The organism is Rhodococcus sp. BP-160, from assembly GCF_019836205.1.
Classification (GTDB): domain Bacteria; phylum Actinomycetota; class Actinomycetes; order Mycobacteriales; family Mycobacteriaceae; genus Rhodococcoides.
Map to the genome: position 1 here is coordinate 169,789 of NZ_JABUEK010000003.1, position 22,360 is coordinate 192,148.

The following is a 22,360-nucleotide window of genomic DNA, read 5'->3' on the forward strand; positions in this document are numbered from 1 at the left end:
CCAGGAGAGCCGACGCGGCCGTCCAACGCCTGTGATCGATCGACTTCTCGCGCTCCACGACGGTGTCATCACCGCGACGCAGGCTCACGACGCCGGGATGAGCCAGGACGCGATCGATCGGCGCGTCCGAGCGGGCCATTGGCGCCGGGTCACGCGCGGTGTCTACGTCGCCTGCGACAGACCGTGGACGGACGCCGCTCGGGTGCGGTGCGCCGCGTACTGGGCCGGCGACGGGGCCGTCGTGACATCGGTGAGTGCCGCGTACTGGCACGGACTCGTTTCGGTTGCACCACGCATCGTCGATGTCACGGTCCCGCGCGGAGGACGGAGCAGGGCACCGTCGGGCGTTCGGGTGCGGCGACGGAACCTCGACCCTGCCGATGTGGTGGCGATCCGCGGAATCCGCGTCACGGCCTCGGGTCTCACGGTTCTCGAATCGTCCGAGGAGTTGGGGATGGGCATCATCGACGTCGCCCTGCGCGGGCGGATGTCGCCGTCGGTGCTCCGGCGCGCACACGATCGAAATCCCCGGCGACGGGGCGCCCCCGCGGCCGAGAAGCTTCTCGTGGCAGCGGAGGGAGGAACTCGGTCGGAAGCCGAGCGCCTCTTCGTCACCGTGATGCGCAGTGGACGCATCACGGGGTTCATGGTCAACTTCCCGTGGCGCGGGTACGTGCTGGACTTCGTGTTCCTCGACGAACGCGTCTGCATCGAGATCGACGGCTGGGCCTTCCATTCGGACCCCACCGCCTTTCACCGAGACCGAACTCGGCAGAACGTCGTCGTCCAGGAGTGGACGCTGTTGCGATACACCTGGCGCGACCTCACCCAGAGACCCGACGAGGTGATCGCCGAAGTCCGAGCGGCGCTCCGACGGTGCGCTGAACCGCGGTGACCGCGGCTCAGCGCACCCGACTCAACCCTGAATCGCCATCCCCGGCACCGGGCAGGCGTCGACGGCCTCGGCGACCACGATCGACTCGGTGGGGACGGGCGGGCGAGCGCCCTCCTCCCACTGCGCGCCGGTGATGGGGTCCTGCGACTCGAGTTCCGCGTTCTCCTCGGGGGTGTAGGCCCGGCCACGACTGAGGAACCGCAACCCCTCCGGCGTCTCGAGGGAGAAGCCGCTGCCCCGGCCCGGCACCACGTCGAGCACCATCTGGGTGTGCTTCCACGCCTCGAACTGCGACCCCGAGATCCACACCGGAACGGCGTCGCCGTCGCTCGGCAGGTCGTCCGCGACGGTGCCGACCTCCGCGCGCAGGTCGAGGAGCCCGAGCAGGACGTCGCGGTCCCCGACGATGAATTCGCCTGCGGGGTAACACATCGGCGACGACCCGTCGCAGCATCCGCCGCTCTGATGCATCATCAGCGCGCCGTGGAGCCCGCCGAGGCGACGGAGAAGCTCCATCGCCCCGGCGGTTGCTTTGAGCCTCGGAGGCGGTGCCGACCCGTGGTTCGGCTGCATCAGAAGAAGCCCTGAGCCTTCGGGGCGTAGCTCACCAGCAGGTTCTTGGTCTGCTGGTAGTGGTCGAGCATCATCTTGTGGTTCTCGCGGCCGATGCCCGACTGCTTGTAGCCACCGAAGGCCGCGTGGGCCGGGTACTGGTGGTACGTGTTGGTCCACACACGACCGGCCTGGATGTCGCGGCCGGCGCGGTAGGCGACGCCGCCGTCACGCGACCAGACACCGGCGCCGAGGCCGTACAGCGTGTCGTTGGCGATCTCGATGGCGTTGGCATAGTCGGTGAACGACGTGACCGAGACGACGGGTCCGAAGATCTCCTCCTGGAAGATGCGCATGTTGTTCTTGCCGGTGAAGATGGTGGGCTGCACGTAGTAGCCGCCGTTGAGGTCGCCGCCGAGCTGCGCGCGCTCGCCGCCCGTGACGATCTTGGCGCCCTCGCCCTTGCCGATCTCGATGTACGACAGGATCTTCTCGAGCTGGTCGTTCGAGGCCTGGGCGCCGATCATCGTCTCGGTGTCCAGCGGATCACCCTGACGGACGGCCTTGGTGCGGATCGCGGCGAGTGCGAGGAAGTCGTCGTAGATGTCCTGCTGGATCAGCGAACGCGACGGGCAGGTGCAGACCTCGCCCTGGTTGAGGGCGAACATCGTGAAGCCCTCGAGGGCCTTGTCCTGGTAGTCGTCGTTCTGCGACAGCACGTCGGAGAAGAAGATGTTGGGGCTCTTGCCGCCGAGCTCGAGCGTCACCGGAATGAGGTTCTGCGAGGCGTACTGCATGATCAGGCGCCCGGTCGTGGTCTCACCGGTGAAGGCGATCTTCTTGATGCGCGGGCTCGACGCGAGGGGCTTGCCTGCCTCGGTGCCGAAGCCGTTGACGATGTTGAGCACGCCCGGAGGCAGCAGGTCACCGATGACGCTGATCAGGTACATGATCGACGCGGGTGTCTGCTCGGCCGGCTTGAGGACGACGGCGTTGCCGGCGGCGAGTGCGGGCGCGAGCTTCCACACGGCCATCAGGATCGGGAAGTTCCAGGGGATGATCTGGCCGACGACGCCCAAGGGCTCGTGGAAGTGGTACGCCACGGTGTCACTGTCGATCTCGGACAGCGAACCCTCCTGCGCGCGAATGCATCCGGCGAAGTAGCGGAAGTGGTCGATCGCGAGCGGGATGTCGGCGTTCAGCGTCTCGCGGATCGGCTTGCCGTTGTCCCACGACTCGGCGAGCGCGATGGAGTCGAGATTCTCGGCGATGCGGTCGGCGATCTTGTTCAGGATGACGGCGCGCTCGGCGGGCGAGGTCTTGCCCCACGCCGGCGCGGCCTTGTGTGCGGCGTCCAGGGCGAGGTCGATGTCCTCGGCGGTGGAACGCGCGATCTCGCAGAAGTTCTGTCCCGTGACGGGCGTCGGGTTCTCGAAGTACTGACCCTTGACCGGAGCGACCCACTCGTTGCCGATCCAGTTGTCGTAGCGGGCCTCGAAAGACATGGCGGCGTCGGGCGTACCCGGGCGAGCGAAGACAGTCATCGAACATGCTCCTTCATCGGTGATCCACCCCCACGGTCATCGGGGGCTGTGATGCAGGACACTAGAACGACGACGGTTGCATGACCGTTGCAGAGCCGACTCGGTCAGCCCAGCAGGGCGAGGCGAGCCTGGACCTGCCCGTACAGCGCCGAGGACGGGCTGAGCGTGGCGAGGTAGGCCGACCACGCGGCGGCGTCCTCGCGGCCGTGCACCGACGCCGTCCACCGCGCCAGCAGCACCGGGTCACCGGACCGCAGCAGCGCCGCCTGGACGCGCACTCGCAACTCCTCGCGGATCTCCGCGATACCCGGGGCGTACGACGACGGGAGCACCACGCCGGAGTAGAGCCGCAGCGCCGCGTCGACGTCCCCGCGGTCGAGAGCCGCCCGCACGTCCTCGACGTCCGACGACAGTTCCGCCACCAGTCGATAGGGCCGCGAGGCCACACCGTCGGCCCCGAAAACCTTGCGCAGGCGCGACATCTCGGCTCGGACGGTGACCGAGTCCAGCTCGTTCTCGTCGAGCAGCACGGCGAGATGGTCGGAGCTCAGCCCCTCGGGATGCGCCCGCAACAGCAGCAGCATCTCGGCGTGCCGTCCGGACAGGGCGACGCGTTCACCGCCGCGGACCAACGACGGGCGCCCGGCTCCGAGTACCTCCAGCCGGACTCCGGTGTCGAGATCGGGACGCGGGGACTCGAGCAGATGCAATCGCAGTTCGGACTCGGCCGCCGCCACCGTCGCGCGGACCAACGAGAGCACCTCGGGAACCGCGACGCGCGGACCGCCCGTGATGTCGATGGCCCCCAGGATGCGGCCGGTGACGGGGTGGTGGACGGGGGCTGCACTGCAACTCCACTCGTGCACGGGCCGCGAGAAGTGCTCGGCCGCGAAGATCTGCACGCAGTGATCGATGGCCAACGCGGTGCCGGGGGCGTTGGTGCCCATCCGCCCCTCGCTCCAGTCGGCGCCCTCGGTGAAGTTCATGGCGTTCGCGCGATCCTTCGCCGCGGTGTCGCCCTCGACCCACAGCAGCCGGCCCGACGCGTCGGTGATGGCCACGAGAAGACCGGTGTCGGCGGCGTCCTCGACGAGGAGTTTGCGCACCACGGGTCGGATGACGGACATCGGGTGATCGGCGCGGTACTGCGCGAGCGTGACGTCGTCGAGGAGATCGTCCGCACCACGATCGGGGTCGACGCCCATGTCGCGGCTACGCAGCCAGGAGTCGAGAACGACGGACCGCACGGGCGACTGGGGATCGACGGGACGGGCGAGTCCCACGGTCGACAGGCCCGGCCCGACGAAGGTCTCGTGAGCGCGGGAGACGGAGCGCGCGAGCGTGGCGGCGTCGTCCCCGGGCCTCATCGCGACCCACGGATTGACCGTCACCACAGACCCCGCTTCCGTCAACAGCTCGCCCGGCAGATCGGCACACTCGACCGGCCTCCACTGTAACCCAGCTCACAGAGCGGGTGGCGCGGACTACTGGTTGCCGAGACGCGGCACCAGAGCACGGGGGTCGCGGTGCGACACGGCGCCCACCCAGAGCCCGGTGCCGTAGGCGACGTCGTCGATGCGCTTGTACGCCGCGTAGCGCACCGGACCGAGGCCGCCCGGCTCCCGGTGCTCGACCCAGTCCCGCACACCCTCCGCCACCGCGATGGCCAGCGCCAGACGTCGGATGCGCCGGGAGAACAGCACGGCCACCAGCGTGACCGGCCAGTAGTGCCGCACCGCCGCGGAGGCCAACTGCCAAGCGCCCCCGACGGTTCCGCGTGCCGCGAACACCGCGGCGAGGCGAGTGGGGTGATCCAGATCGACGAACAGGCGCCGTAGGCGGACCACCGTGGTGATCAGCGTGACCAGCGCACCGACCATGCCCGCACGCGTCCCCGAGGCAGCCAGCAGCAGTGCGAGCAGGGTCGACCGCGCCATGGCCACGGGCGGCACCTTCCCGTGGTGGCGGGAGGCCAGCTCGGTGGCACCGGTACCGTAGAACAGCTTGCGGCCGAACCACTTTCGCAGAGTGACGCGGTGATCGTGGGCGACGCGGGCCACCGGCTCGTACCGCAGGCGCCATCCCGCGTCCTGCAGTCGCCAGCACAGATCGACGTCCTCGGCCACATGCATCGCCTCGTCGAAGCCTCCGCAGTCGAGCACGGCCCGTCGCCGGGCGACGACCGCCGCACTGGGGACGTACGACACCGGGCCACCCGCGAACACCGGGGCCTCCCGGCGACCGAGATCGAGGGAGGACCGTGCGCGCTCGTAGCGGGCGAGCGCACTACCCTCCGGCTCGAGCGCCACGATGCGCGGAGCGACCAGCCCCACGGAGGGGTCGGAGAAATGACTGAGGACGACTTCGAGCCAGCCCTTGCGCGGCACCACGTCGGAGTCGAGGAACGCGACGAAGTCGGTCGTGGCCGCGGCGAGGCCGGCGTTGCGCGCCGCGGACGGTCCCCGCGGGGCGTCGTGCCGCACCACCGCGACCGAGGCACACAGATCGTCCACGGCGATCTCGGCGTGCCGGACAGGAACGCGGGACCCGTCGTCCACGACGATCACGCGGAGTCCACGCAGCGCGCGCATCAGCCGCAGCAGTCCCTCGTGGTTGTCGCGGACCGGGATCACGACCGTCACGTCCGCGGCGGACGGAGTGCTCATCGGCCGGGGGTTCGCGACACCGGAGTCGAGCAGTCGGCGCGCCACCGTGGCGGAGTCGGGATCGGACACCCGCAGGAATCCGTCGCCGATCATCGCGGCCGCGGCGGGTGCCAGCATCACCATCCTGGTGGGCGATCCGCCGAGGAGAACTCGACCGTTCGAGAGAGTCCGCACTCGAGGATCGATACGCACTCCGAATCCATCGGGAAGACGACCGTCGCGCATCGGGTCATCGTAAGGGCCTTTCTCGGTATTTGTCATAAGTCGGGCAGGATCGGCCCGAACACCCGCCGACGCGGGAATCGCGCTGTGGTCCGTTCGAGGGACACCCGCCCCGCGCGCACCGTGCATCGGCGCTGCTCGGCGCGCCGTGACCCCGGCCGGTCGGCGTGCCGGTCTCGACTGTCAAGCGAGACTTGAGGTTCGCTCGGATCGAGCGGCCGCCGACCGGATCGTCCACGGCAGATCGACGTGCACCGGGGAGCCCGCGCCGCGAGTTCGAGCAGGCGAGCCGACTACCCGGCAGCGCATCGATCGACCGGCGTCTGCCGACGTGAACGTTCACCAACTCTCGTCGCACCGATGCGGCGACACGCGAGCGTCCGACGACTCCCCCGGTTAGAGTCGCCATGTCCCGTCCCGGTTCGCAGAAGGGGTCACGATGCCGCCGCGTCGCCGCTCGGCCCTGCTCGCGAAACTGTCCCGCGACGTCGCGGGTGGTTCACAGGAGGAGATCCTCACCGAACTCCGCCGGGTCATCCTGTCGGGTGACGCCCCGCCGGGAACGCCCATTCCCCTGGGCGACGTCGCCGACGTGTTCGGAGTCAGCCGCATCCCGGTGCGTGAATCGCTGAAGACCCTCATCGGCGAGAATCTGGTGTCGCATCGACCCAACCTCGGATACACGGTCGCGCAGTTGACGTCTCAGGAACTGCGCGAGATGTACATCGTTCGGGAGGTGCTCGAGAACGCCGCCCTCGCGGTGGCGGCCGAGGCCGCCACCGACGGGGAACGGCGCCGTGCCGAACAGATCGAGCGAGACCTTCGATCCTCGATCGCGGACGACGATCCCCAGCGCTACCACCGGTTGAGCCGCGAGTTCCACGTCGCCCTCACCGCGCCGTCCCGGATGTACCGCCTGCTCCACATGCTCGACGTCGCGTGGAACGTCACGGAGCCGGTCCAACCGATGGTGCACGTGAAGGGTGCGGACCGCGCGGCGTTGAACGACGATCACAGCGTCATGGTCCGCGCGTTCGTCGACCGCGACTCGGCGGCACTCCTGGCGGCGGCAGGGCACCACAACGAGCGGCTGAACGACGTCATCGCGACGCTTCCGGCGGGTTCCGGCCTGCTCTCCTGAGCCGGAACCGGACAGACCGGACCCGGAAACCTGCCGGTAAAGAGATATATCGGTTTCGTCACGACACGGAAATACAACGGGCTCAGACTTCTCCGCAGCACCGACCACGGTCCGCACCAGCGACGGAGACACGATGACCGACACCATTCCGCACACCGGCCCGTTCGACCCGCCTCCCGGGTCCCGCTCCGGTGTGAACGATCTGATCGAGGCACACGGGTACGCCGGAGGCGGGTCGACAGCAGAGGGACATCCGGTGGGGGGTGGAGTGATCAAGGAGGGGTACGACCCGAGGCTCACCAACGAGGACCTCGCCCCGCTGCGGAAGCAGACCTGGTCGTCCTACAACATCTTCGCGTTCTGGATGTCCGACGTGCACTCCGTGGGCGGATACGTCACCGCGGGCAGCCTTTTCGCGCTGGGACTGGCCAGTTGGCAGGTGCTCGTCTGTCTCCTCGTCGGCATCTCGATCGTCTACGTCTTCTGCAACCTGGTGGCCAAGCCCAGTCAGGTCGCAGGTGTCCCGTACCCGGTGATCTGTCGATCGGTCTTCGGCGTCCTCGGGGCCAACGTTCCCGCCATCATCCGAGGACTGATCGCGGTGGCGTGGTACGGGATCCAGACCTTCCTGGCCTCCGCCGCGCTCGACATCGTGTTGATCAAGCTGTTCCCGGCGCTCGGTCCGTGGGCGGACCGAGACCTCCACGGCTTCGCGGGACTGTCCACTCTGGGGTGGGGCAGCTTCATGCTCCTGTGGGTCCTGCAGGCGGCGGTCTTCTGGCGCGGCATGGAGTCCATCCGCAAGTTCATCGACTTCTGCGGCCCGGCCGTCTACGTCGTCATGTTCCTGTTGTGCGGCTACTTGATTCACGAAGCCGGCTGGAGCGCCATCGACCTGAACCTCGGCGACGTCACCTACACGGGGTTCGCCGCGGTGCCCGTCATGCTCGGCGCGATCGCGCTCGTCGTCTCCTACTTCTCGGGTCCGATGCTCAACTTCGGCGACTTCTCGCGCTACGGAAAGAGCTACGCCGCCGTGAAGCGCGGCAACTTCCTGGGCCTGCCCGTCAACTTCCTGCTCTTCTCGATCCTCGTCGTCGTCACCGCGTCCCTTACCGTTCCCGTCTTCGGCGAGCTCATCACCGACCCCGTCACGACGGTGGCGCGCATCGACAGCACCTTCGCGATCGTGTTGGGCGCGTTGACCTTCACGATCGCCACGATCGGTATCAACATCGTCGCGAACTTCATCTCGCCGGCCTTCGACTTCTCCAACGTCAGCCCGCAGAAGATCAGCTGGCGCGCCGGCGGCATGATCGCCGCCGTCGGCTCCGTGCTCATCACGCCGTGGAACCTCTACAACAATCCCGACGTCATCCACTACACGCTCGAGACCCTGGGAGCGTTCATCGGACCGCTGTTCGGCATCCTCATCGCGGACTACTACCTCATCCGCAAGCAGAAGGTCATCGTCGACGACCTGTTCACCATGGACGAGAGCGGCACGTACCACTACGCCAAGGGCTACAACCCGGCCGCGCTGATCGCCACCGCCGTCGGTGCCGTCTTCGCGATGTTCCCCGTGCTCACGGGCGGCACCCTCACCGGAATGCACACCGCGGCGCAGTACAGCTGGTTCATCGGCTGCGGCATCGGCTTCGCCCTCTACTGGGTGCTGGCCACGAAGACCTCGCTACGGGTGCGGAACGTCCCCGCCTGACCGCGGATCCGGCGCCAGTCCCGGCATGAGCGAGCGCAGGAACAGCTCCTCGTAGTCGGGGCCGGCGTCGGTGCGGGCGTCGCCGAGACGGACCACCTCGGCGTGCAGTCGCTCCATCGTGATGTCGAGCGTGCCCGCGGCCATCGCCGCCTCGCGCAACTCGTCCCTAAGGCGTTGCGGCACCTCACCGTCGTACTTGTAGAAGATCTTGTGTTCGAGACTCGCCCAGAAGTCCATCGCGATGGTCCGGATCTGCAGCTCCACGAAGACGTGCTCCGTGCGGTCGGACAGGAACACCGGAATCTCGATGGTGAGGTGGAGACTGCGGTACCCGTTGGGCTTCGGATTCGCGATGTAGTCCTCGAACTCGAGCACTCGGATGTCGCTCTGCGACGCCAGCATCTCCTTCACCGCATAGGTGTCGGCGATGAAACTACAGGTGATCCGGACGCCGGCGATGTCGAACAGACCGGCGCGAATCGCCTGGAACGTCAACGGAATCCCCTTGCGCACGGCCTTCTCGGCGATGCTGCGCGGCGTCTTCAGCCGCGACACCACGTGCTCGATGGGGCTGTAGGAATGCAGGTGCGTGAACTCGTCCTTCAGGATGTCGATCTTGGTGGTGAGCTCCTGCATGCCGAAGCGGTAGGACATCATGAAGCGGGTGAACTCGTCGCGCGCCGCGGTGAGGTCGAACACCACCGGCTCGTCCACGCTCATCGCGCGTCCTTCCGGAGAACCTTCTGCATCCGGAGGGACGCGGTGTCGTACCCCAGCGACTCGTACAGCCGACGCGCCGCCGTGTTGAAGCCGAAGACGTTGAGCCCGAGTACCGTTCCGCCGTTCTCCCGCACGGCGTCCTCCGCCAGGAGCATCGCCGCCCGGCCGAGACCGCGACCCCGGTACCGCTCGTCGATGGCGACGTCCCAGACCCACCAGTCGGTCGTGGTCGCGATCGACTGGGGCCCGATCCACAGTGACCCCACCACGGTCTCGCCGTCCAGCACGTCGTACACCTGATGATGCGGTGCCGGACGACCGTCGGGGAAGTAGGCGGAGAAACTCTGCTCGGCGTTGTCGGTCGCCTGTTCGAGGGTGTCACCCGCCCGGACGCGATCCGCGCGGTAGTCACCGCGGCTGCGCTCGACCCATTCGGGAAGTCGATCGTCGGGCATGGTCCTCAGCACCACTCGGGCCTGCGTGGGGTCTCCGTCGGCTGCGCTCACCCCTCCAGTGTCCCGGGTGCCGCACAGAGGTGGTTGAGCGTTCTACTTTCGGGTACCGCATCCTGGTGAGTGTCGTGTCCCGCCGTCCGATCCGGCATGCCGGTGGCCAGGGGGCGAGGTCCCTCGTCGACGTCGCCGACCGCGCGGGCGGATCGGTCACAGGTCCCGCCGAGCCGGTCACGGTGGACGATCTCTGTGACGATTCGCGTGCGGTGCGGCCCGGCGATCTGTATGTCGCGCTCCCCGGAACACGCTGGCACGGTCTCGATTTCGAGGAGGACGCCCAGCGCGCCGGCGCGGTGGCCGTGCTCAGCGATCGGCCCGGCACCCGGTTGCCGAGCATCGTGGTCGCGGATCCGCGGGTCGTCGTCGGTCCGCTGGCCGCATGGTTCCACGGGAGCCCGTCCTCGTCGATGGCCGTGTTCGGAGCGACGGGCACCAACGGCAAGACCAGCACGACGCACTTCCACCACGCCGGCCTGCGCGCCGCGGGTCATCGTGCGGGGATGATCTCCGGGGTCGCGGTCAGCGGCGCCGGCAGCGACGAGGCCCCGGTGCGCACCACTCCCGAGGCGACGGTGCTCCAACGCACGCTGTCGACGTTCGTCCACAACGGATGCACGGCCGCCGCCCTCGAGGTGTCCTCGCACGCCATCGCCCAGCACCGCGTCGACGGGGTGGAGTTCGCCGTCACCGCCTTCACCAATCTCGGCCGGGACCACCTCGACTTCCACGGCTCGATGGAGGAGTACTACCGGACCAAGGCCTCACTGTTCACCCCTGACCGCACCGGACGGGCCGTCGTCATGATCGACGACGAGTACGGGCGGCGGCTCGCGTCGGAGTGCGCGGTGCCGACGGTGACGTGCTCGGTGTCCGATCCTTCGGCGGACTTCCGCGCCGATCGCATCGACTGCACGACGCATCGCACCCGATTCCTCGCCCGGACCCCGGTGGGCGACATCCCGCTCTCACTGCAGGTTCTCGGCCCCCACCAGGTGGCGAACGCTCTGGTCGCACTCGCCTCCCTCGTCTCCGGTGGGGTGGACGCGGAGCGTGCGGCCGCCGGCATCTCGGCGCTGCACAGCATTCCGGGCCGGTGCGAGACCGTGTCGGCCGGCCAGGACTTCACCGCCCTCGTCGACTACATGCACAACGTGTCCGGCCAGCGCGCGATCCTGCCGTACCTGCGGCGCATCACCCCGGGGCGCCTGATCCTGGTCATCGGGGCGACCGGTGACCGTGACGTGGGCAAGCGCGTCGAGCTGGGCACGGTCGCCGCGGCCTATGCGAACGACATCGTCGTCACGGACGAGAGTGCCAACGGCGAGGATCCGCACTCGATTCGCGCCGACGTCGTCCGCGGCGCCCGGTCCGGTGATCGGGGCGTCCGCGTGGTGGAGATCGCGGACCGGCGCGCAGCATTCCACCACGCCGTGGCGGACGCGGCGGCCGGGGACACCGTCGTCGTGGCGGGGCGAGGCAGCGACACCTGGCAGCACTTCGGCAGTCGAACCGTGTACTTCGACGATCACGCCGAACTGCACGACGCGATCGTCGCCCGATGACTCCCGCGGCTCAGCTCGCCGGCGTCTCCCGCTCGAACCGGTCGTCGATGCGCGCCGCCTTGTAATAGACGATCGAGCCGATCCAGACCACCACGAACACGACCACCACGATCTGCCCCGCCAGGGTGAGATCCACTGCGGCCACCGCGTCCCAGATGCCGCCGGACAGTCCGAGTTCCTCACCGAGCAACGACAGGATCTGCACGGTGCCCACCACGAGGGCGAGGAAGATCGACAGGCCCGTCATCGTGATGTTGTAGTAGATCTTCCGGACCGGCGTGACGAAGGCCCAGCCGTACGCCTTGGACATGAAGACGCCGTCGAGCGTGTCCATCGTCGACATGCCGGCCGCGAACAGCACCGGCAGCGCGATGATGGCCATCGGCGGCAGGCCACCGGCGATGGCGCTGGTGCCCGCCACGGCGAGCAGACCGACCTGCGTGGCGGTGTCGAACCCCAGGCCGAAGAGCAGCCCCAGCGGATACATCTGCCACGAGTGGCTGATCATCCGGTCGTAGCGGCCGCGGAAGATCCGATTGAGCAGTCCTCTGCGTGCGAGGAGATCGTCGAGCGTCTCGTCGGAGAACTGTCCGCGCCGCGCGGCACGCCACATGCGCACGATGCCGACGAGGACGACCAGGTTCAGAGCCGCGATGAGGTAGAGGAACGTGCCGGAGACGAGGGTGCCGATGATGCCGCCGGTGTCCGCGAAAGCGTCCCGGAAGTCCGTCGCGCGCGATGCGGCGAACGCGATCGCGGCGACGAACGCGAACACGACCGTCGAGTGCCCGAGCGAGAAGAACAGTCCGACCGCCAGGGGCCGCCTGCCCTTCTGCAGCAACAGTCGGGTGGTGTCGTCGATGGCCGCGATGTGGTCGGCGTCGAAGGCGTGCCGCATGCCCAACGTGTAGGCCAACACCCCGGCGCCCGCGTAGACGAGAGTGCCGTCCGCGCCGGTGAGGCCGTGGATCGCCGGGATCGAGTCGTAGTGCAGGAACAGGCCCCACCCGACGACGTGCAGCGCCACGAGCACTGCTGCCAGGCCCAGGAGCCGGGGGATCTCGTCGCGCGTGAAACGCGCACGTCCGGTCACGGTGTCGGCAGACGTCATGGGACACCAATATTCCTCATGGAGCCCGTCCGCGCAGTGCTGGATCAGACGCGCGCGGGTGAACGGAGCACCGTCGTCGTGACGGCAACCGATGCCAGCGCCACGACGACCGCTCCGTAGACCGTCGCGGTGACGAGGAGACCGGCCGAGTGGATCGCCACACCCGCGACGATGGCCGGCACGCTGAAGGCGAGGTAACTCAGCACGAGCGTCGTGGCGAAGACACTGCCGCGATGCTCCGGCGGTGCGAGAGCGCCGATGATGCTCATCGCGCCGAGGAACGTCGCGCCCCAGCCGAACCCGGACACCGCGGTCCCGACGAAGTACAGCGGCGCCGACGCGATGTGCAGCCCGACGAGATTCACCACGATGCCCGCGGCGAGAGTGAGTGCACCGGCGGTCATGGCCGTGCGCGGGAGAAGAGTACGAGCGGACGCGGCACCGATCGCTCCGGCCGTGAACATCGTGAAGATGTCCAGCCCGCCCACGACGGCGCCGCGGAGATCGAAGACCGTGCCCATGATGGACGGCCCCAGCGACAGGTGGAACCCGCCCAGCGACCACGTCGCGACGAGCGCGGGGACGACCGGCCAGAAGTGGGCACGGATCGACACGGGCAGCCCGAGGGTCGGCGTCAGCACACGCACGACGTGTCGACGGTCGTCGAAGCCTGCCCGGACCGCGGATTCCGGCACTGCCACGACGAGCGCCGTGAGGACGACCAGCGCGACGATCATCACGACGTACACGAGCGTGGTGGGGAACGGCGCGAACTGCACCAGCAGTCCGGCCGCCATACCGCCTGCTCCCAGCCCGAAGGCCGGTGCGACCGAGCTCACCAGGGGGCCGAGACGGTCGGTCGGCTGCAGATCGATGATCGCGGCGGTCAGGGCACCCATGGCCGCGCCGGCCGCCAGACCCTGCACGACGCGCGCGGCGATGAGCCAGCCGACCCCGTCGGCGAACACGAAGACGACCTGGCTGGCGATCAGCACGAGCAGCGACGTCACGATCACGGGCTTACGGCCGAGGTGGTCGGACAGCGACCCGACCGTCAACAGGGCGGCGAGTAGTGCGAAGACGTACACGGCGAAGACGATGGTCAGCGTCGACGCGCCGAATCCCCATCGGGACTGGTACACGGGGTACAGCGGGGACGGCGCCGCCGACGATCCCATGACGGTGAAGAACACGAGGGCCACCACCCAGAACGAGCGAACGGGGGTCATCCAGGACTGGGGTCGCACCTCGGTCGTCGTCACCGTGGGTCCAACTCCCCCCACCGACTCCTCATTCCCGGGACGGTGACGGCGTCAGAGCGTCGCGGGCACCGCGAGCGATCGCCCGGCCGCGAAGCGCAACGCACTGTCGGGGAGGGAACCGTCGCGTCCCGACAGGGTCACCGACACGCTCCCGTGTCCCTCACGCGGCGACGACACCTCGTCGAGGCGGCGCAGAGTCTGGGCCGCGACGGCCTCGGCGCTGTCGAACATCCGCACACCCGGCGGCAGCGCCGCCATGATCTCGTCCGCTACCAGCGGATAATGGGTGCACCCCAGGACGATGCCCTGCACGTCGTCCGGCGTCCGCGCCGCTGCCGACGCGATGGCCGCGCTGACGGCCGCGAGATCACCGCGGTCGATGGCATCGGCGAGCCCGTGGCACGCGACGGCCGACACCGTGCGACCCGACGCGAACTCCGCGATCAAGCGCGCCTGATACGACGACGCGGTGGTCGCCGCCGTCGCCCACACCGTGATCGAGTCACACTGCAGTGCAGCGGGTTTGATGGCCGGAACCGTCCCGACCACGGGGGTGGACCCCAGGGCCGCGCGGGTCGCGTCGAGCGCGATGACGCTGGCGGTGTTGCACGGCAGCACCACCACCTCGGCTCCACCGTCGACGGCGCGCCGCGCCGTCTCCACGACGTGCGCCTCCGTCCACGCGGTGGGCTTGGGTCCCCACGGCGCGTTGTCCGGGTCGAGGTACAGATGAAGGTCGAGCGACGGGCGCAGTCGACGCAGGCGGGCTGCCGTGGGCAACGACCCCAGGCCCGAGTCGATCAGCGCGACGTTCACGGTGACAATCTACCGCCCCGGCACCGGCCGACCTCCGGACGTCGGCGCGCGGCCACGATGGATGCGGGAAGGCCGGAGGCCGGTCGGAATGTGACAGAGCGCAGACTGAGCGGATGACCGCTCCGCTCGAGCCCGATGAGGCCGACCTCATCGCCGCGGCGGTGCTCGCGGTCCCCGGTGTGGCCGGCCTGCACTCCGGCCTCTTCGGTGAGGCCGTGACGCTGCTGCCGGGTCGACGCATCGAGGGCGTGGTGGTGGGGCACGAGTCCTGCGCCGTGCACATCACGGTCCGCTGTCCGGGAGATCCCGACTCCGTCGTCCACGCCGTCCAGGAGACGCTCGCGCGTGTCGTCCGGATTCCCGTTGTGGTCACGGTGGAGGATTTCGCCGTCGAGTGAGTCGGCGTCACAACGCTTTTCGGCACGGTTGCCGTCGCGACCCGAGAGGACGAGGGTTGCGCGCGCGCCGACGCGGGATCGGCGCGGAAACGGAACTCACATGATGCGCACGATCCTTCGCCGCACTGTCGGCACGACCCTCACCGCCCTCGTGGCACTCACGCTCGGAGCGTCCCCTGCATCGGCCGCTCCGGGCGGTGCTCCGCCCATCGCGCAGGTGCGCACTCTCTCCGCCGGCGCCACGGTCACCGTGGTCGGCACGGTCACCACACCGCCCGGCGCCTTCGCATCGAGCTTCCTCGACGTCGGGTTCGGGATCCAGGACCGCACCGCCGGCATCTACATCAGCGCCTCGGCGCCCACCGACGTCGTGCCGGGTACATCGGTGCGTGTCACGGGGTCGCTCGCGGACCAGTCCGGACTTCTGGTGGTGCGACCGACGAGCATCGTGTCGCTGGGACCGGTCGATGCGGTGGCACCCAGACCGGTGGTGGTCCGCGTGGTCGGCGAGTCCACCGAGGCGTCGCTGGTGACGGTCGTCGGACGCGTCACGAGCGCCGTGGTGGACGATCTGCCGTACGGATACAAGTTCACGATCGCGGACCGAACCGGGGAGACCACCGTCTTCGTCAACACGCAGACGGGCATCGACATGAGCGCGATCCGCGCGGGGCAGACACTGCGCGTCACCGGCATGAGCAGCCAGTACGAGGACCACTACGAAATCGATCCGCGCTCTCCCGCGGACGTCGTCGTGCTGCCCTGACCCCACACACGCCGAACGGCGCCCACCCCGCAGGGTGAGCGCCGTTCGGTGTGAGGCGGTCTTACTTGTTGATCTTCGTGACGCGACCGGCGCCGACGGTGCGGCCACCCTCGCGGATCGCGAAGCGCAGGCCCTCGTCCATGGCGACCGGCTGGATCAGCACGACGGACATCTCGGTGTTGTCACCGGGCATGACCATCTCGGTGCCCTCGGGGAGGGTCACGACGCCCGTCACGTCCGTGGTACGGAAGTAGAACTGCGGGCGGTAGTTGTTGAAGAACGGGGTGTGGCGACCGCCCTCGTCCTTCGACAGGATGTATGCCTGGCCCTCGAACTCCGTGTGGGGAGTGGTGGTGCCGGGCTTGACGACGACCTGTCCACGCTCGACATCTTCGCGCTTGATGCCGCGGACGAGGAGGCCGACGTTGTCGCCCGCCTGGCCCGAGTCGAGCAGCTTGCGGAACATCTCGATGCCGGTGACCGTGGTCTTGGTCGACTTCTCCTTGATGCCGACGATCTCGACATCCTCGTTGACGTTGACCGAGCCACGCTCGATACGGCCGGTGACGACGGTGCCGCGACCGGTGATGGTGAAGACGTCCTCGACGGGCATGAGGAAGGGCTTCTCGGTCTCACGGACGGGGTCCGGAACCGAGTCGTCCACTGCCTGCATGAGCTCGAGAACCGATTCGGCCCACTTCTCGTCGCCCTCGAGGGCCTTGAGAGCGGAGACCTTGACGACGGGAGCGTCCTCGTCGAACTCCTGTGCGGCGAGGAGCTCGCGCACCTCCATCTCGACGAGCTCGATGATCTCGTCGTCGTCCACCATGTCGGCCTTGTTCAGCGCGACGAGGATGTACGGCACGCCGACCTGGCGAGCGAGCAGGACATGCTCGCGCGTCTGGGGCATGGGGCCGTCGGTCGCTGCGACGACGAGGATCGCGCCGTCCATCTGTGCCGCGCCGGTGATCATGTTCTTGATGTAGTCGGCGTGGCCGGGAGCGTCGACGTGTGCGTAGTGACGCTTCTCGGTCTGGTACTCGACGTGGGAGATGTTGATCGTGATACCACGAGCCTTCTCCTCCGGAGCCTTGTCGATCTGGTCGAAGGCCGACGCCTCGTTCAGGTCCGGGAACTTGTCGTGCAGAACCTTGGTGATTGCAGCCGTCAGCGTCGTCTTACCGTGGTCAACGTGACCGATGGTGCCGATGTTGACGTGCGGCTTGGTCCGATCGAACTTCGCCTTGGCCACTGTGTCCTCCTGGACTGTTATTGCCTGCGTTATGCAGCATTACGGATGTACTTACGGGTGGTGCGGTGTGACGGTGGTACCGGGTCCAGCTTCGGAGACTATTCTCCGGTGGCCTTCGCGATGATCTCCTTCGAGACGTTCGAGGGAACCTCTGCGTAGGAGTCGAAGACCATGGAGTAGTTCGCTCGGCCCTGGGTGCGAGACCGCAGGTCACCGATGTAACCGAACATCTCCGACAGCGGAACCAGCGCCTTGACGACACGGGCACCACTGCGTTCCTCCATGGCCTGGATCTGGCCACGGCGGGAGTTCACATCGCCGATCACGTCGCCCATGTACTCCTCGGGCGTGATCACCTCGACCGCCATGAGCGGTTCGAGGATGACCGGACCGGCCTTGCGGGCAGCTTCCTTGAAGGCCTGCGAACCCGCGATCTTGAACGCCATCTCGGACGAGTCGACGTCGTGGTACGCGCCGTCGAGCAGGATCAGCTTGACGTTCACCAGCGGGTAGCCGGCGAGAACGCCGTACTGCATCGCGTCCTGCGCGCCGGCATCCACGGACGGGATGTACTCGCGCGGGATACGACCGCCGGAAACCTTGTTCTCGAACTCGTAGGTCGCGCCGTCCTCGCCGATGAAGGGCTCGAGGCCGATGATGACCTTCGCGAACTGGCCGGAGCCACCCGTCTGCTTCTTGTGGGTGAACTCCTGCTTCTCGACGATCTTGGTGATCGTCTCGCGGTAGGCCACCTGCGGCTTGCCGACGTTGGCCTCGACCTTGAACTCGCGACGCATGCGGTCGACGAGGATGTCGAGGTGGAGCTCGCCCATGCCGCCGATGACGGTCTGGCCGGTCTCCTCGTCGAGCTTGACCGAGAAGGTCGGGTCCTCTTCGGCCAGCTTCTGGATGGCCGTGCCGAGCTTCTCCTGGTCGGACTTCGTCTTCGGCTCGATCGACACCTGGATGACCGGGTCCGGGAACGTCATCGACTCGAGGATGATCTGGTTCTGCGGATCGCAGAGCGTGTCACCCGTCGTCGTGTCCTTCAGACCGATCACGGCGTAGATGTGGCCGGCGCTGGCGGTCGCGACCGGGTTCTCCTTGTTGGAGTGCATCTGGAAGAGCTTGCCCAGACGCTCCTTCTTGCCCTTGGTCGAGTTGATGACCTGCGAGCCGGAGTCGACCTTGCCCGAGTACACGCGCACGTACGTCAGCTTGCCGAAGAACGGGTGCGTCGCGATCTTGAACGCGAGCGCCGCGAACGGCTCGTCGGCGGACGGCTTGCGGGTGAGTTCCTTCTCCTCGTCGCCCACGGCGTGACCGATGGTCTCGGCGACGTCGAGCGGGGACGGGAGGTAGTCGATGACCGCGTCGAGCATGGGCTGGACGCCCTTGTTCTTGAACGCGGAACCGCACAGGATCGGGTACAGCTCGGAGTTGACCGTCATCTTGCGAATCGCGGTCTTGACCTCGTCGATGGTCAGCTCGTCACCGCTGAAGTGCTTCTCCAGCAGTGCCTCGTCGGACTCGGCGACGGTCTCGAGCAGCTCGGTGCGGTACTGCTCGGCCCGCTCCTTCAGCTCCTCGGGGATCTCGACGGTCTCGTAGGTCTCGCCGAGCTTCGTCTCTCCGCGCCAGACCTTCGCGTTCATCTCGATCAGGTCGACGATGCCCTCGAAGCTGTCCTCTGCGCCGATCGGCAACTGGATGACCAACGGCTTGGCGCCGAGGCGATCCTTGATGGTCTGCACGGTGAAGTAGAAGTCCGCACCGAGCTTGTCCATCTTGTTGACGAAACAGATGCGCGGCACGTCGTACTTGTCGGCCTGACGCCACACCTGCTCGGACTGGGGCTCGACGCCCTCCTTGCCGTCGAACACGGCGACGGCACCGTCGAGGACGCGGAGCGAACGCTCCACCTCGACCGTGAAGTCGACGTGCCCGGGGGTGTCGATGATGTTGATCTGGTTGTCGTTCCAGAAGCACGTCGTGGCAGCAGACGTGATGGTGATGCCACGCTCCTGCTCCTGCTCCATCCAGTCCATGGTGGCTGCGCCGTCATGGACCTCACCGATCTTGTACGAGATACCGGTGTAGAAGAGGATGCGCTCGGTAGTGGTGGTCTTACCGGCATCGATGTGGGCCATGATGCCGATGTTGCGGACCTTGTTCAGGTCGGTCAGCACGTCCTGTGCCACGAATTCATCCCGCCTTGGTGTTGGAAGAAGTGAGTCGAAGGTTCAACGCTCGGGTGGCGCCGGATGTTTCCCGGCGCCCCCGAGACGCGATCACCAGCGGTAGTGCGCGAATGCCTTGTTGGCTTCCGCCATCTTGTGCGTGTCCTCGCGACGCTTGACTGCTGCGCCGAGACCGTTGCTGGCATCGAGGAGTTCGTTGGCCAGACGCTCGACCATCGTCTTCTCGCGACGAGCGCGGGAGAACGAGACGAGCCAGCGCAGAGCCAGCGTGGTGGAGCGGCCCGGACGAACCTCGACCGGAACCTGGTAGGTGGCGCCACCGACACGACGGCTGCGGACCTCGAGGGCCGGCTTGACGTTGTCCAGTGCGCGCTTGAGCGTCACGACGGGATCGGTGCCCGTCTTCTCGCGTGCCTGCTCGAGAGCCTGGTACACGATGCGCTCCGCGGTCGACTTCTTGCCGTCCAGCAGGATCTTGTTGACCAGCTGGGTGACCAGCGGCGAACCGTAGACGGGATCGTTGATCAGCGGGCGCTTGGGTGCTGGGCCTTTACGTGGCATGTCAGCTCTTCTCCTTCTTGGCGCCGTACTTGCTGCGAGCCTGCTTGCGGTTCTTCACGCCCTGCGTGTCGAGCGAGCCACGGATGATCTTGTAACGGACACCCGGGAGGTCCTTCACGCGACCACCGCGCACGAGCACCATGGAGTGCTCCTGCAGGTTGTGGCCCTCACCGGGGATGTAGGCGGTGACCTCGACGGACGTGGTCAGGCGGACGCGAGCGACCTTACGAAGCGCGGAGTTCGGCTTCTTCGGGGTGGTGGTGTACACGCGAGTGCACACACCACGGCGCTGCGGGCTGCCCTTCAGGGCAGCGGTCTTCAGCTTCGCGACCTTGTCGGTGCGACCCTTGCGGACCAGCTGGTTGATTGTTGGCATGAACCGGCTTTCTTCGTGTCGAGAAACAGGGATCTAGCAGTTGGGGCAAGAGAACGCTGCCCCTCACCCAGTAGTGCTTCCGCGGGCTTCGTGCACCCCGCGGTCGGGTGTGTCGCATACCCCCACACGGCAGCCGCGGTTCTTGCTCGATGGTGAACTCGAACACGGCTGTACCTCGCATAGGCACACAGACGTACCGGCTGGGCCGGGCACGACCTGTAACGGTACCCGGCGGCGCGCCTGATGGTCAAAACGCCCCTGCATCGGGTACAGGAGTTCACCCTTCCGTCGTCACGCCGACAGATTGAGCGAGAGCTGCATCAACCGCGTGGCCGACTCACAGGGATCGGTCGGGTTCCCCGGCCGATACTGCACCCACCAGCCGATGACCCCGGAATCGGGCGACTGCGCCGCTACGCCGCACGATGCCGGGTCGTCCGGTTGACGGATCTCGAGGGCCTTCCGCGAGGACACCTCGACGTCGCTCACCGTCCACCCCATACGTTCGTTCGCCTCGCGCTCGGCCGCGAGCGACCCCGTCTCGAACCAGTCGAACGTCACCTTGACCGCGCCGCCCGGGCCGGTCAGGTCCCACCGGCAGATGGCCCCGATGAAGCCCTGGTCGATGGCGTCGCCGCCCACGACGTCGGCGATCTGCTCCGGCGTCACGGTGTCGCACTCCTCGAGGAGCGAGCGGAACTCGCCGTCCGCGCCACTCACGCCCGCTGCCACGGGCGTGCCCTCGATGGTCGACCCGCATCCGGCGAGCACCGCGGTGACCGACAGCGCCGCCAGCACGCGTCCGGCCGTCACTGCGCGCGCTCCGCGACGAGCGTCATCAGACTCTCGGCGACGGCGCACGGATCCGCGGTGGGAGCGCTGTCGGCGTACATGACGGAGAAGTGGACGAAGTCGTCGCCGTACTGCAGACCGTTCTCGCAGAGGTACGTCACGCCCGTCGCGTTCTCGGATCGCGCCTCGAACCCCGGTCGACCCTCGATCTCGATGTCCGCGGCCGGTCGGCCGATCAGTTCCGACCCCATGCGCTCACGCCCGATCGGGCTCCCGCGGTACCAGGAAAAGCTGACCGACGGGCCGGTCGGACCCGACACCTCCCACTCGCAGCCCACCGAGTTGCGGGTCACGATCGCGAACGACGGCACGGCGAACGCAGTGCGGACCTCCTCGTCCGACAGACCGCCGCAGACGCCGAAGAACGGGCCGGGTCCCTGCGACGCGGACGTGGACGGCGCGTCGTCGGTGGCGGCATCGGAGTCGGATCCGCAACCGGTGAGCCCGAGCAGCACCACTGCTGCCACGCCGGCCCACCGCACGGAGTTCATGGCGGCAGCTTATCGGAGTGCGGACTGTCGCGAGTACGCCGAAAGTGCCGTGATGCGAGCGCCGATCACGACAGTTCGGACGTACTCGCGGGGGTGCTGGTGCTGGTGGTGGGGGTATCGAGGGCGAGGGACGCGTCGAGCACCGAGGCCCACACCTTCACGATCTCGGCGCGGCGGCGCGAGTCGTCGCTGAGCACGTCGGCGAGACCGAGCCCGCGGGCCAGGTCGAGGGTGGCCTGCACGAGTCGGTGGGTGCGCGGATCACTGTCGTCGGCGCCGAGGTGATCGACCGCCGTGCGGTGCGCCACGCGACCGAACTTCTCCTCGAGAGGCAGGACCCGGGCACGCATCTCGGGATCCGCGGCCGCGGCGGTCCAGACCTGCAGCGCGGCACGGAAGATGGGGCTCGTGTAGTAGTCGACCAGCCGGGTGACCACGGCCTCGGTCCGCCCGGCGCCCTGCGGGAGCGCACTGCTCTCGGCTCGCGCCTCCCCCATGCGCGTGTCGAACATGTACTCGAGCGCCGCGGTGATGAGGTCCTCCCGCGTCGGGAAGTGGTGCTGGGTGGCACCGCGAGAGACGCCGGCCCGCTCGGCCACGACGGCGACCGTCGTCGCCGCCCATCCCTCGGTGGCGAGCGCGTCGATCGTGGACTCGAGCAGACGCAGTCGCGTGGCGCGGCTGCGATCCTGCTTCGGGCTGCGGGTGTCACCGACTCGGTGACGAGTGGGCACGGTCAT

The 22,360-nt window shown here is 67.9% G+C and carries 22 protein-coding genes; 6 read left to right on the top strand and 16 right to left on the bottom strand.

Going from position 1 to position 22,360, the window contains the following annotated elements; translation table 11 throughout:
• Window positions 1-31: 31 nt before the first annotated feature.
• Entirely contained in the window at window positions 32-895 is an 864-nt protein-coding gene (locus HQ306_RS22600) for a type IV toxin-antitoxin system AbiEi family antitoxin domain-containing protein (protein ID WP_222631741.1), read from the top strand.
• Between the two features lie 21 nt (window positions 896-916).
• On the opposite strand, the gene HQ306_RS12585 is transcribed toward HQ306_RS22600, so the two are convergent.
• From HQ306_RS12585 to mftF, 4 genes are all read right to left on the bottom strand, one after another.
• The gene (locus HQ306_RS12585; RefSeq protein WP_222631743.1) at window positions 917-1,411 is read right to left on the bottom strand and encodes a DUF779 domain-containing protein; all 495 of its coding nucleotides are present in this window, start codon (window positions 1,409-1,411) and stop codon (window positions 917-919) included.
• A gap of 56 nt (window positions 1,412-1,467) precedes the next feature.
• A complete protein-coding gene (adh, locus tag HQ306_RS12590; RefSeq protein WP_027504630.1) occupies window positions 1,468-2,991 on the bottom strand; it encodes an aldehyde dehydrogenase in 1,524 nt (507 codons plus the stop codon).
• 104 nt (window positions 2,992-3,095) lie between these two features.
• Window positions 3,096-4,358: a hypothetical protein gene (locus HQ306_RS12595; RefSeq protein ID WP_056442392.1), complete on the bottom strand. Its 1,263-nt coding sequence runs from the start codon at window positions 4,356-4,358 to the stop codon at window positions 3,096-3,098.
• A gap of 117 nt (window positions 4,359-4,475) precedes the next feature.
• A complete protein-coding gene (mftF, locus tag HQ306_RS12600; RefSeq protein ID WP_222631745.1) occupies window positions 4,476-5,882 on the bottom strand; it encodes a mycofactocin biosynthesis glycosyltransferase MftF in 1,407 nt (468 codons plus the stop codon).
• A 436-nt stretch (window positions 5,883-6,318) separates the two neighbouring features.
• Between mftF and HQ306_RS12605 the strand changes: the two genes are divergently transcribed.
• Complete coding sequence (locus HQ306_RS12605; protein ID WP_056441789.1) at window positions 6,319-7,020, top strand: GntR family transcriptional regulator; 702 nt, start codon at window positions 6,319-6,321, stop codon at window positions 7,018-7,020.
• Between the two features lie 133 nt (window positions 7,021-7,153).
• The gene (locus HQ306_RS12610) at window positions 7,154-8,740 is read left to right on the top strand and encodes an NCS1 family nucleobase:cation symporter-1 (RefSeq protein ID WP_056441786.1); all 1,587 of its coding nucleotides are present in this window, start codon (window positions 7,154-7,156) and stop codon (window positions 8,738-8,740) included.
• Here HQ306_RS12610 and HQ306_RS12615 read toward each other — a convergent pair.
• Window positions 8,714-9,460 carry a GTP pyrophosphokinase family protein gene (locus tag HQ306_RS12615; protein ID WP_081821128.1) on the bottom strand — a complete coding sequence of 249 codons (747 nt, stop codon included), beginning with the start codon at window positions 9,458-9,460 and terminating at the stop codon, window positions 8,714-8,716. The two genes, HQ306_RS12610 and HQ306_RS12615, sit on opposite strands and share 27 nt — an antisense overlap.
• On the bottom strand, window positions 9,457-9,966 hold the full coding sequence (locus HQ306_RS12620) for a GNAT family N-acetyltransferase (RefSeq protein ID WP_222631747.1): 510 nt from the start codon (window positions 9,964-9,966) through the stop codon (window positions 9,457-9,459). The genes HQ306_RS12615 and HQ306_RS12620 overlap by 4 nt, the downstream gene beginning before the upstream one ends.
• Before the next feature lie 65 nt (window positions 9,967-10,031).
• Here HQ306_RS12620 and HQ306_RS12625 point away from each other — a divergent pair, with 65 nt between their 5' ends.
• Window positions 10,032-11,534: a UDP-N-acetylmuramoyl-L-alanyl-D-glutamate--2,6-diaminopimelate ligase gene (locus HQ306_RS12625; RefSeq protein ID WP_308115344.1), complete on the top strand. Its 1,503-nt coding sequence runs from the start codon at window positions 10,032-10,034 to the stop codon at window positions 11,532-11,534.
• A 10-nt stretch (window positions 11,535-11,544) separates the two neighbouring features.
• Here HQ306_RS12625 and HQ306_RS12630 read toward each other — a convergent pair whose 3' ends face one another.
• Genes HQ306_RS12630 through HQ306_RS12640 form a run of 3 tightly spaced genes read right to left on the bottom strand, consistent with a single transcriptional unit; the run spans window position 11,545 to window position 14,723 of the window.
• Window positions 11,545-12,645 (bottom strand): HoxN/HupN/NixA family nickel/cobalt transporter, encoded by a 1,101-nt coding sequence (locus tag HQ306_RS12630; RefSeq protein ID WP_056441783.1) that lies wholly within the window; start codon window positions 12,643-12,645, stop codon window positions 11,545-11,547.
• A 44-nt stretch (window positions 12,646-12,689) separates the two neighbouring features.
• Complete coding sequence (locus HQ306_RS12635; protein ID WP_308115345.1) at window positions 12,690-13,907, bottom strand: MFS transporter; 1,218 nt, start codon at window positions 13,905-13,907, stop codon at window positions 12,690-12,692.
• A 51-nt stretch (window positions 13,908-13,958) separates the two neighbouring features.
• The gene (locus tag HQ306_RS12640; protein ID WP_027504620.1) at window positions 13,959-14,723 is read right to left on the bottom strand and encodes a glutamate racemase; all 765 of its coding nucleotides are present in this window, start codon (window positions 14,721-14,723) and stop codon (window positions 13,959-13,961) included.
• 113 nt (window positions 14,724-14,836) lie between these two features.
• Between HQ306_RS12640 and HQ306_RS12645 the strand changes: the two genes are divergently transcribed.
• Both HQ306_RS12645 and HQ306_RS12650 read left to right on the top strand, forming a co-directional pair.
• Window positions 14,837-15,121 carry a hypothetical protein gene (locus tag HQ306_RS12645; protein ID WP_027504619.1) on the top strand — a complete coding sequence of 95 codons (285 nt, stop codon included), beginning with the start codon at window positions 14,837-14,839 and terminating at the stop codon, window positions 15,119-15,121.
• Between the two features lie 100 nt (window positions 15,122-15,221).
• On the top strand, window positions 15,222-15,887 hold the full coding sequence (locus HQ306_RS12650; RefSeq protein WP_222631749.1) for a hypothetical protein: 666 nt from the start codon (window positions 15,222-15,224) through the stop codon (window positions 15,885-15,887).
• Between the two features lie 61 nt (window positions 15,888-15,948).
• Here HQ306_RS12650 and tuf read toward each other — a convergent pair whose 3' ends face one another.
• From tuf to HQ306_RS12685, 7 genes are all read right to left on the bottom strand, one after another.
• Window positions 15,949-17,139, bottom strand: a complete 1,191-nt coding sequence (tuf, locus tag HQ306_RS12655) for an elongation factor Tu (protein ID WP_027504617.1) — start codon at window positions 17,137-17,139, stop codon at window positions 15,949-15,951.
• A gap of 98 nt (window positions 17,140-17,237) precedes the next feature.
• Entirely contained in the window at window positions 17,238-19,340 is a 2,103-nt protein-coding gene (gene fusA, locus HQ306_RS12660; RefSeq protein WP_027504616.1) for an elongation factor G, read from the bottom strand.
• 90 nt (window positions 19,341-19,430) lie between these two features.
• Window positions 19,431-19,901, bottom strand: a complete 471-nt coding sequence (gene rpsG, locus HQ306_RS12665) for a 30S ribosomal protein S7 (RefSeq protein WP_027504615.1) — start codon at window positions 19,899-19,901, stop codon at window positions 19,431-19,433.
• Window position 19,902: 1 nt separating this feature from the next.
• Window positions 19,903-20,277, bottom strand: a complete 375-nt coding sequence (gene rpsL, locus HQ306_RS12670; RefSeq protein ID WP_027504614.1) for a 30S ribosomal protein S12 — start codon at window positions 20,275-20,277, stop codon at window positions 19,903-19,905.
• A 291-nt stretch (window positions 20,278-20,568) separates the two neighbouring features.
• Complete coding sequence (locus HQ306_RS12675; RefSeq protein ID WP_308115346.1) at window positions 20,569-21,090, bottom strand: DUF3558 domain-containing protein; 522 nt, start codon at window positions 21,088-21,090, stop codon at window positions 20,569-20,571.
• A complete protein-coding gene (locus tag HQ306_RS12680; RefSeq protein WP_222631750.1) occupies window positions 21,087-21,620 on the bottom strand; it encodes a DUF3558 domain-containing protein in 534 nt (177 codons plus the stop codon). The genes HQ306_RS12675 and HQ306_RS12680 overlap by 4 nt, the downstream gene beginning before the upstream one ends.
• Window positions 21,621-21,685: 65 nt before the next feature.
• Window positions 21,686-22,360: a TetR/AcrR family transcriptional regulator gene (locus HQ306_RS12685; RefSeq protein WP_051613166.1), complete on the bottom strand. Its 675-nt coding sequence runs from the start codon at window positions 22,358-22,360 to the stop codon at window positions 21,686-21,688.

Excerpts from the sequence above, each read along its gene's own strand:
- HQ306_RS12585 (WP_222631743.1), bottom strand. The coding sequence starts at position 1,411 with ATGGAGCTTCTCCGTCGCCTCGGCGGGCTCCACGGCGCGCTGATGATG.
- adh (WP_027504630.1), bottom strand. The coding sequence starts at position 2,991 with ATGACTGTCTTCGCTCGCCCGGGTACGCCCGACGCCGCCATGTCTTTC.
- HQ306_RS12595 (WP_056442392.1), bottom strand. The coding sequence starts at position 4,358 with ATGAGGCCCGGGGACGACGCCGCCACGCTCGCGCGCTCCGTCTCCCGC.
- mftF (WP_222631745.1), bottom strand. The coding sequence starts at position 5,882 with ATGCGCGACGGTCGTCTTCCCGATGGATTCGGAGTGCGTATCGATCCT.
- HQ306_RS12605 (WP_056441789.1), top strand. The coding sequence starts at position 6,319 with ATGCCGCCGCGTCGCCGCTCGGCCCTGCTCGCGAAACTGTCCCGCGAC.
- HQ306_RS12610 (WP_056441786.1), top strand. The coding sequence starts at position 7,154 with ATGACCGACACCATTCCGCACACCGGCCCGTTCGACCCGCCTCCCGGG.
- HQ306_RS12615 (WP_081821128.1), bottom strand. The coding sequence starts at position 9,460 with ATGAGCGTGGACGAGCCGGTGGTGTTCGACCTCACCGCGGCGCGCGAC.
- HQ306_RS12630 (WP_056441783.1), bottom strand. The coding sequence starts at position 12,645 with ATGACGTCTGCCGACACCGTGACCGGACGTGCGCGTTTCACGCGCGAC.
- HQ306_RS12645 (WP_027504619.1), top strand. The coding sequence starts at position 14,837 with ATGACCGCTCCGCTCGAGCCCGATGAGGCCGACCTCATCGCCGCGGCG.
- HQ306_RS12650 (WP_222631749.1), top strand. The coding sequence starts at position 15,222 with ATGATGCGCACGATCCTTCGCCGCACTGTCGGCACGACCCTCACCGCC.
- rpsG (WP_027504615.1), bottom strand. The coding sequence starts at position 19,901 with ATGCCACGTAAAGGCCCAGCACCCAAGCGCCCGCTGATCAACGATCCC.
- rpsL (WP_027504614.1), bottom strand. The coding sequence starts at position 20,277 with ATGCCAACAATCAACCAGCTGGTCCGCAAGGGTCGCACCGACAAGGTC.
- HQ306_RS12680 (WP_222631750.1), bottom strand. The coding sequence starts at position 21,620 with ATGAACTCCGTGCGGTGGGCCGGCGTGGCAGCAGTGGTGCTGCTCGGG.
- HQ306_RS12685 (WP_051613166.1), bottom strand. The coding sequence starts at position 22,360 with ATGACCGTGCCCACTCGTCACCGAGTCGGTGACACCCGCAGCCCGAAG.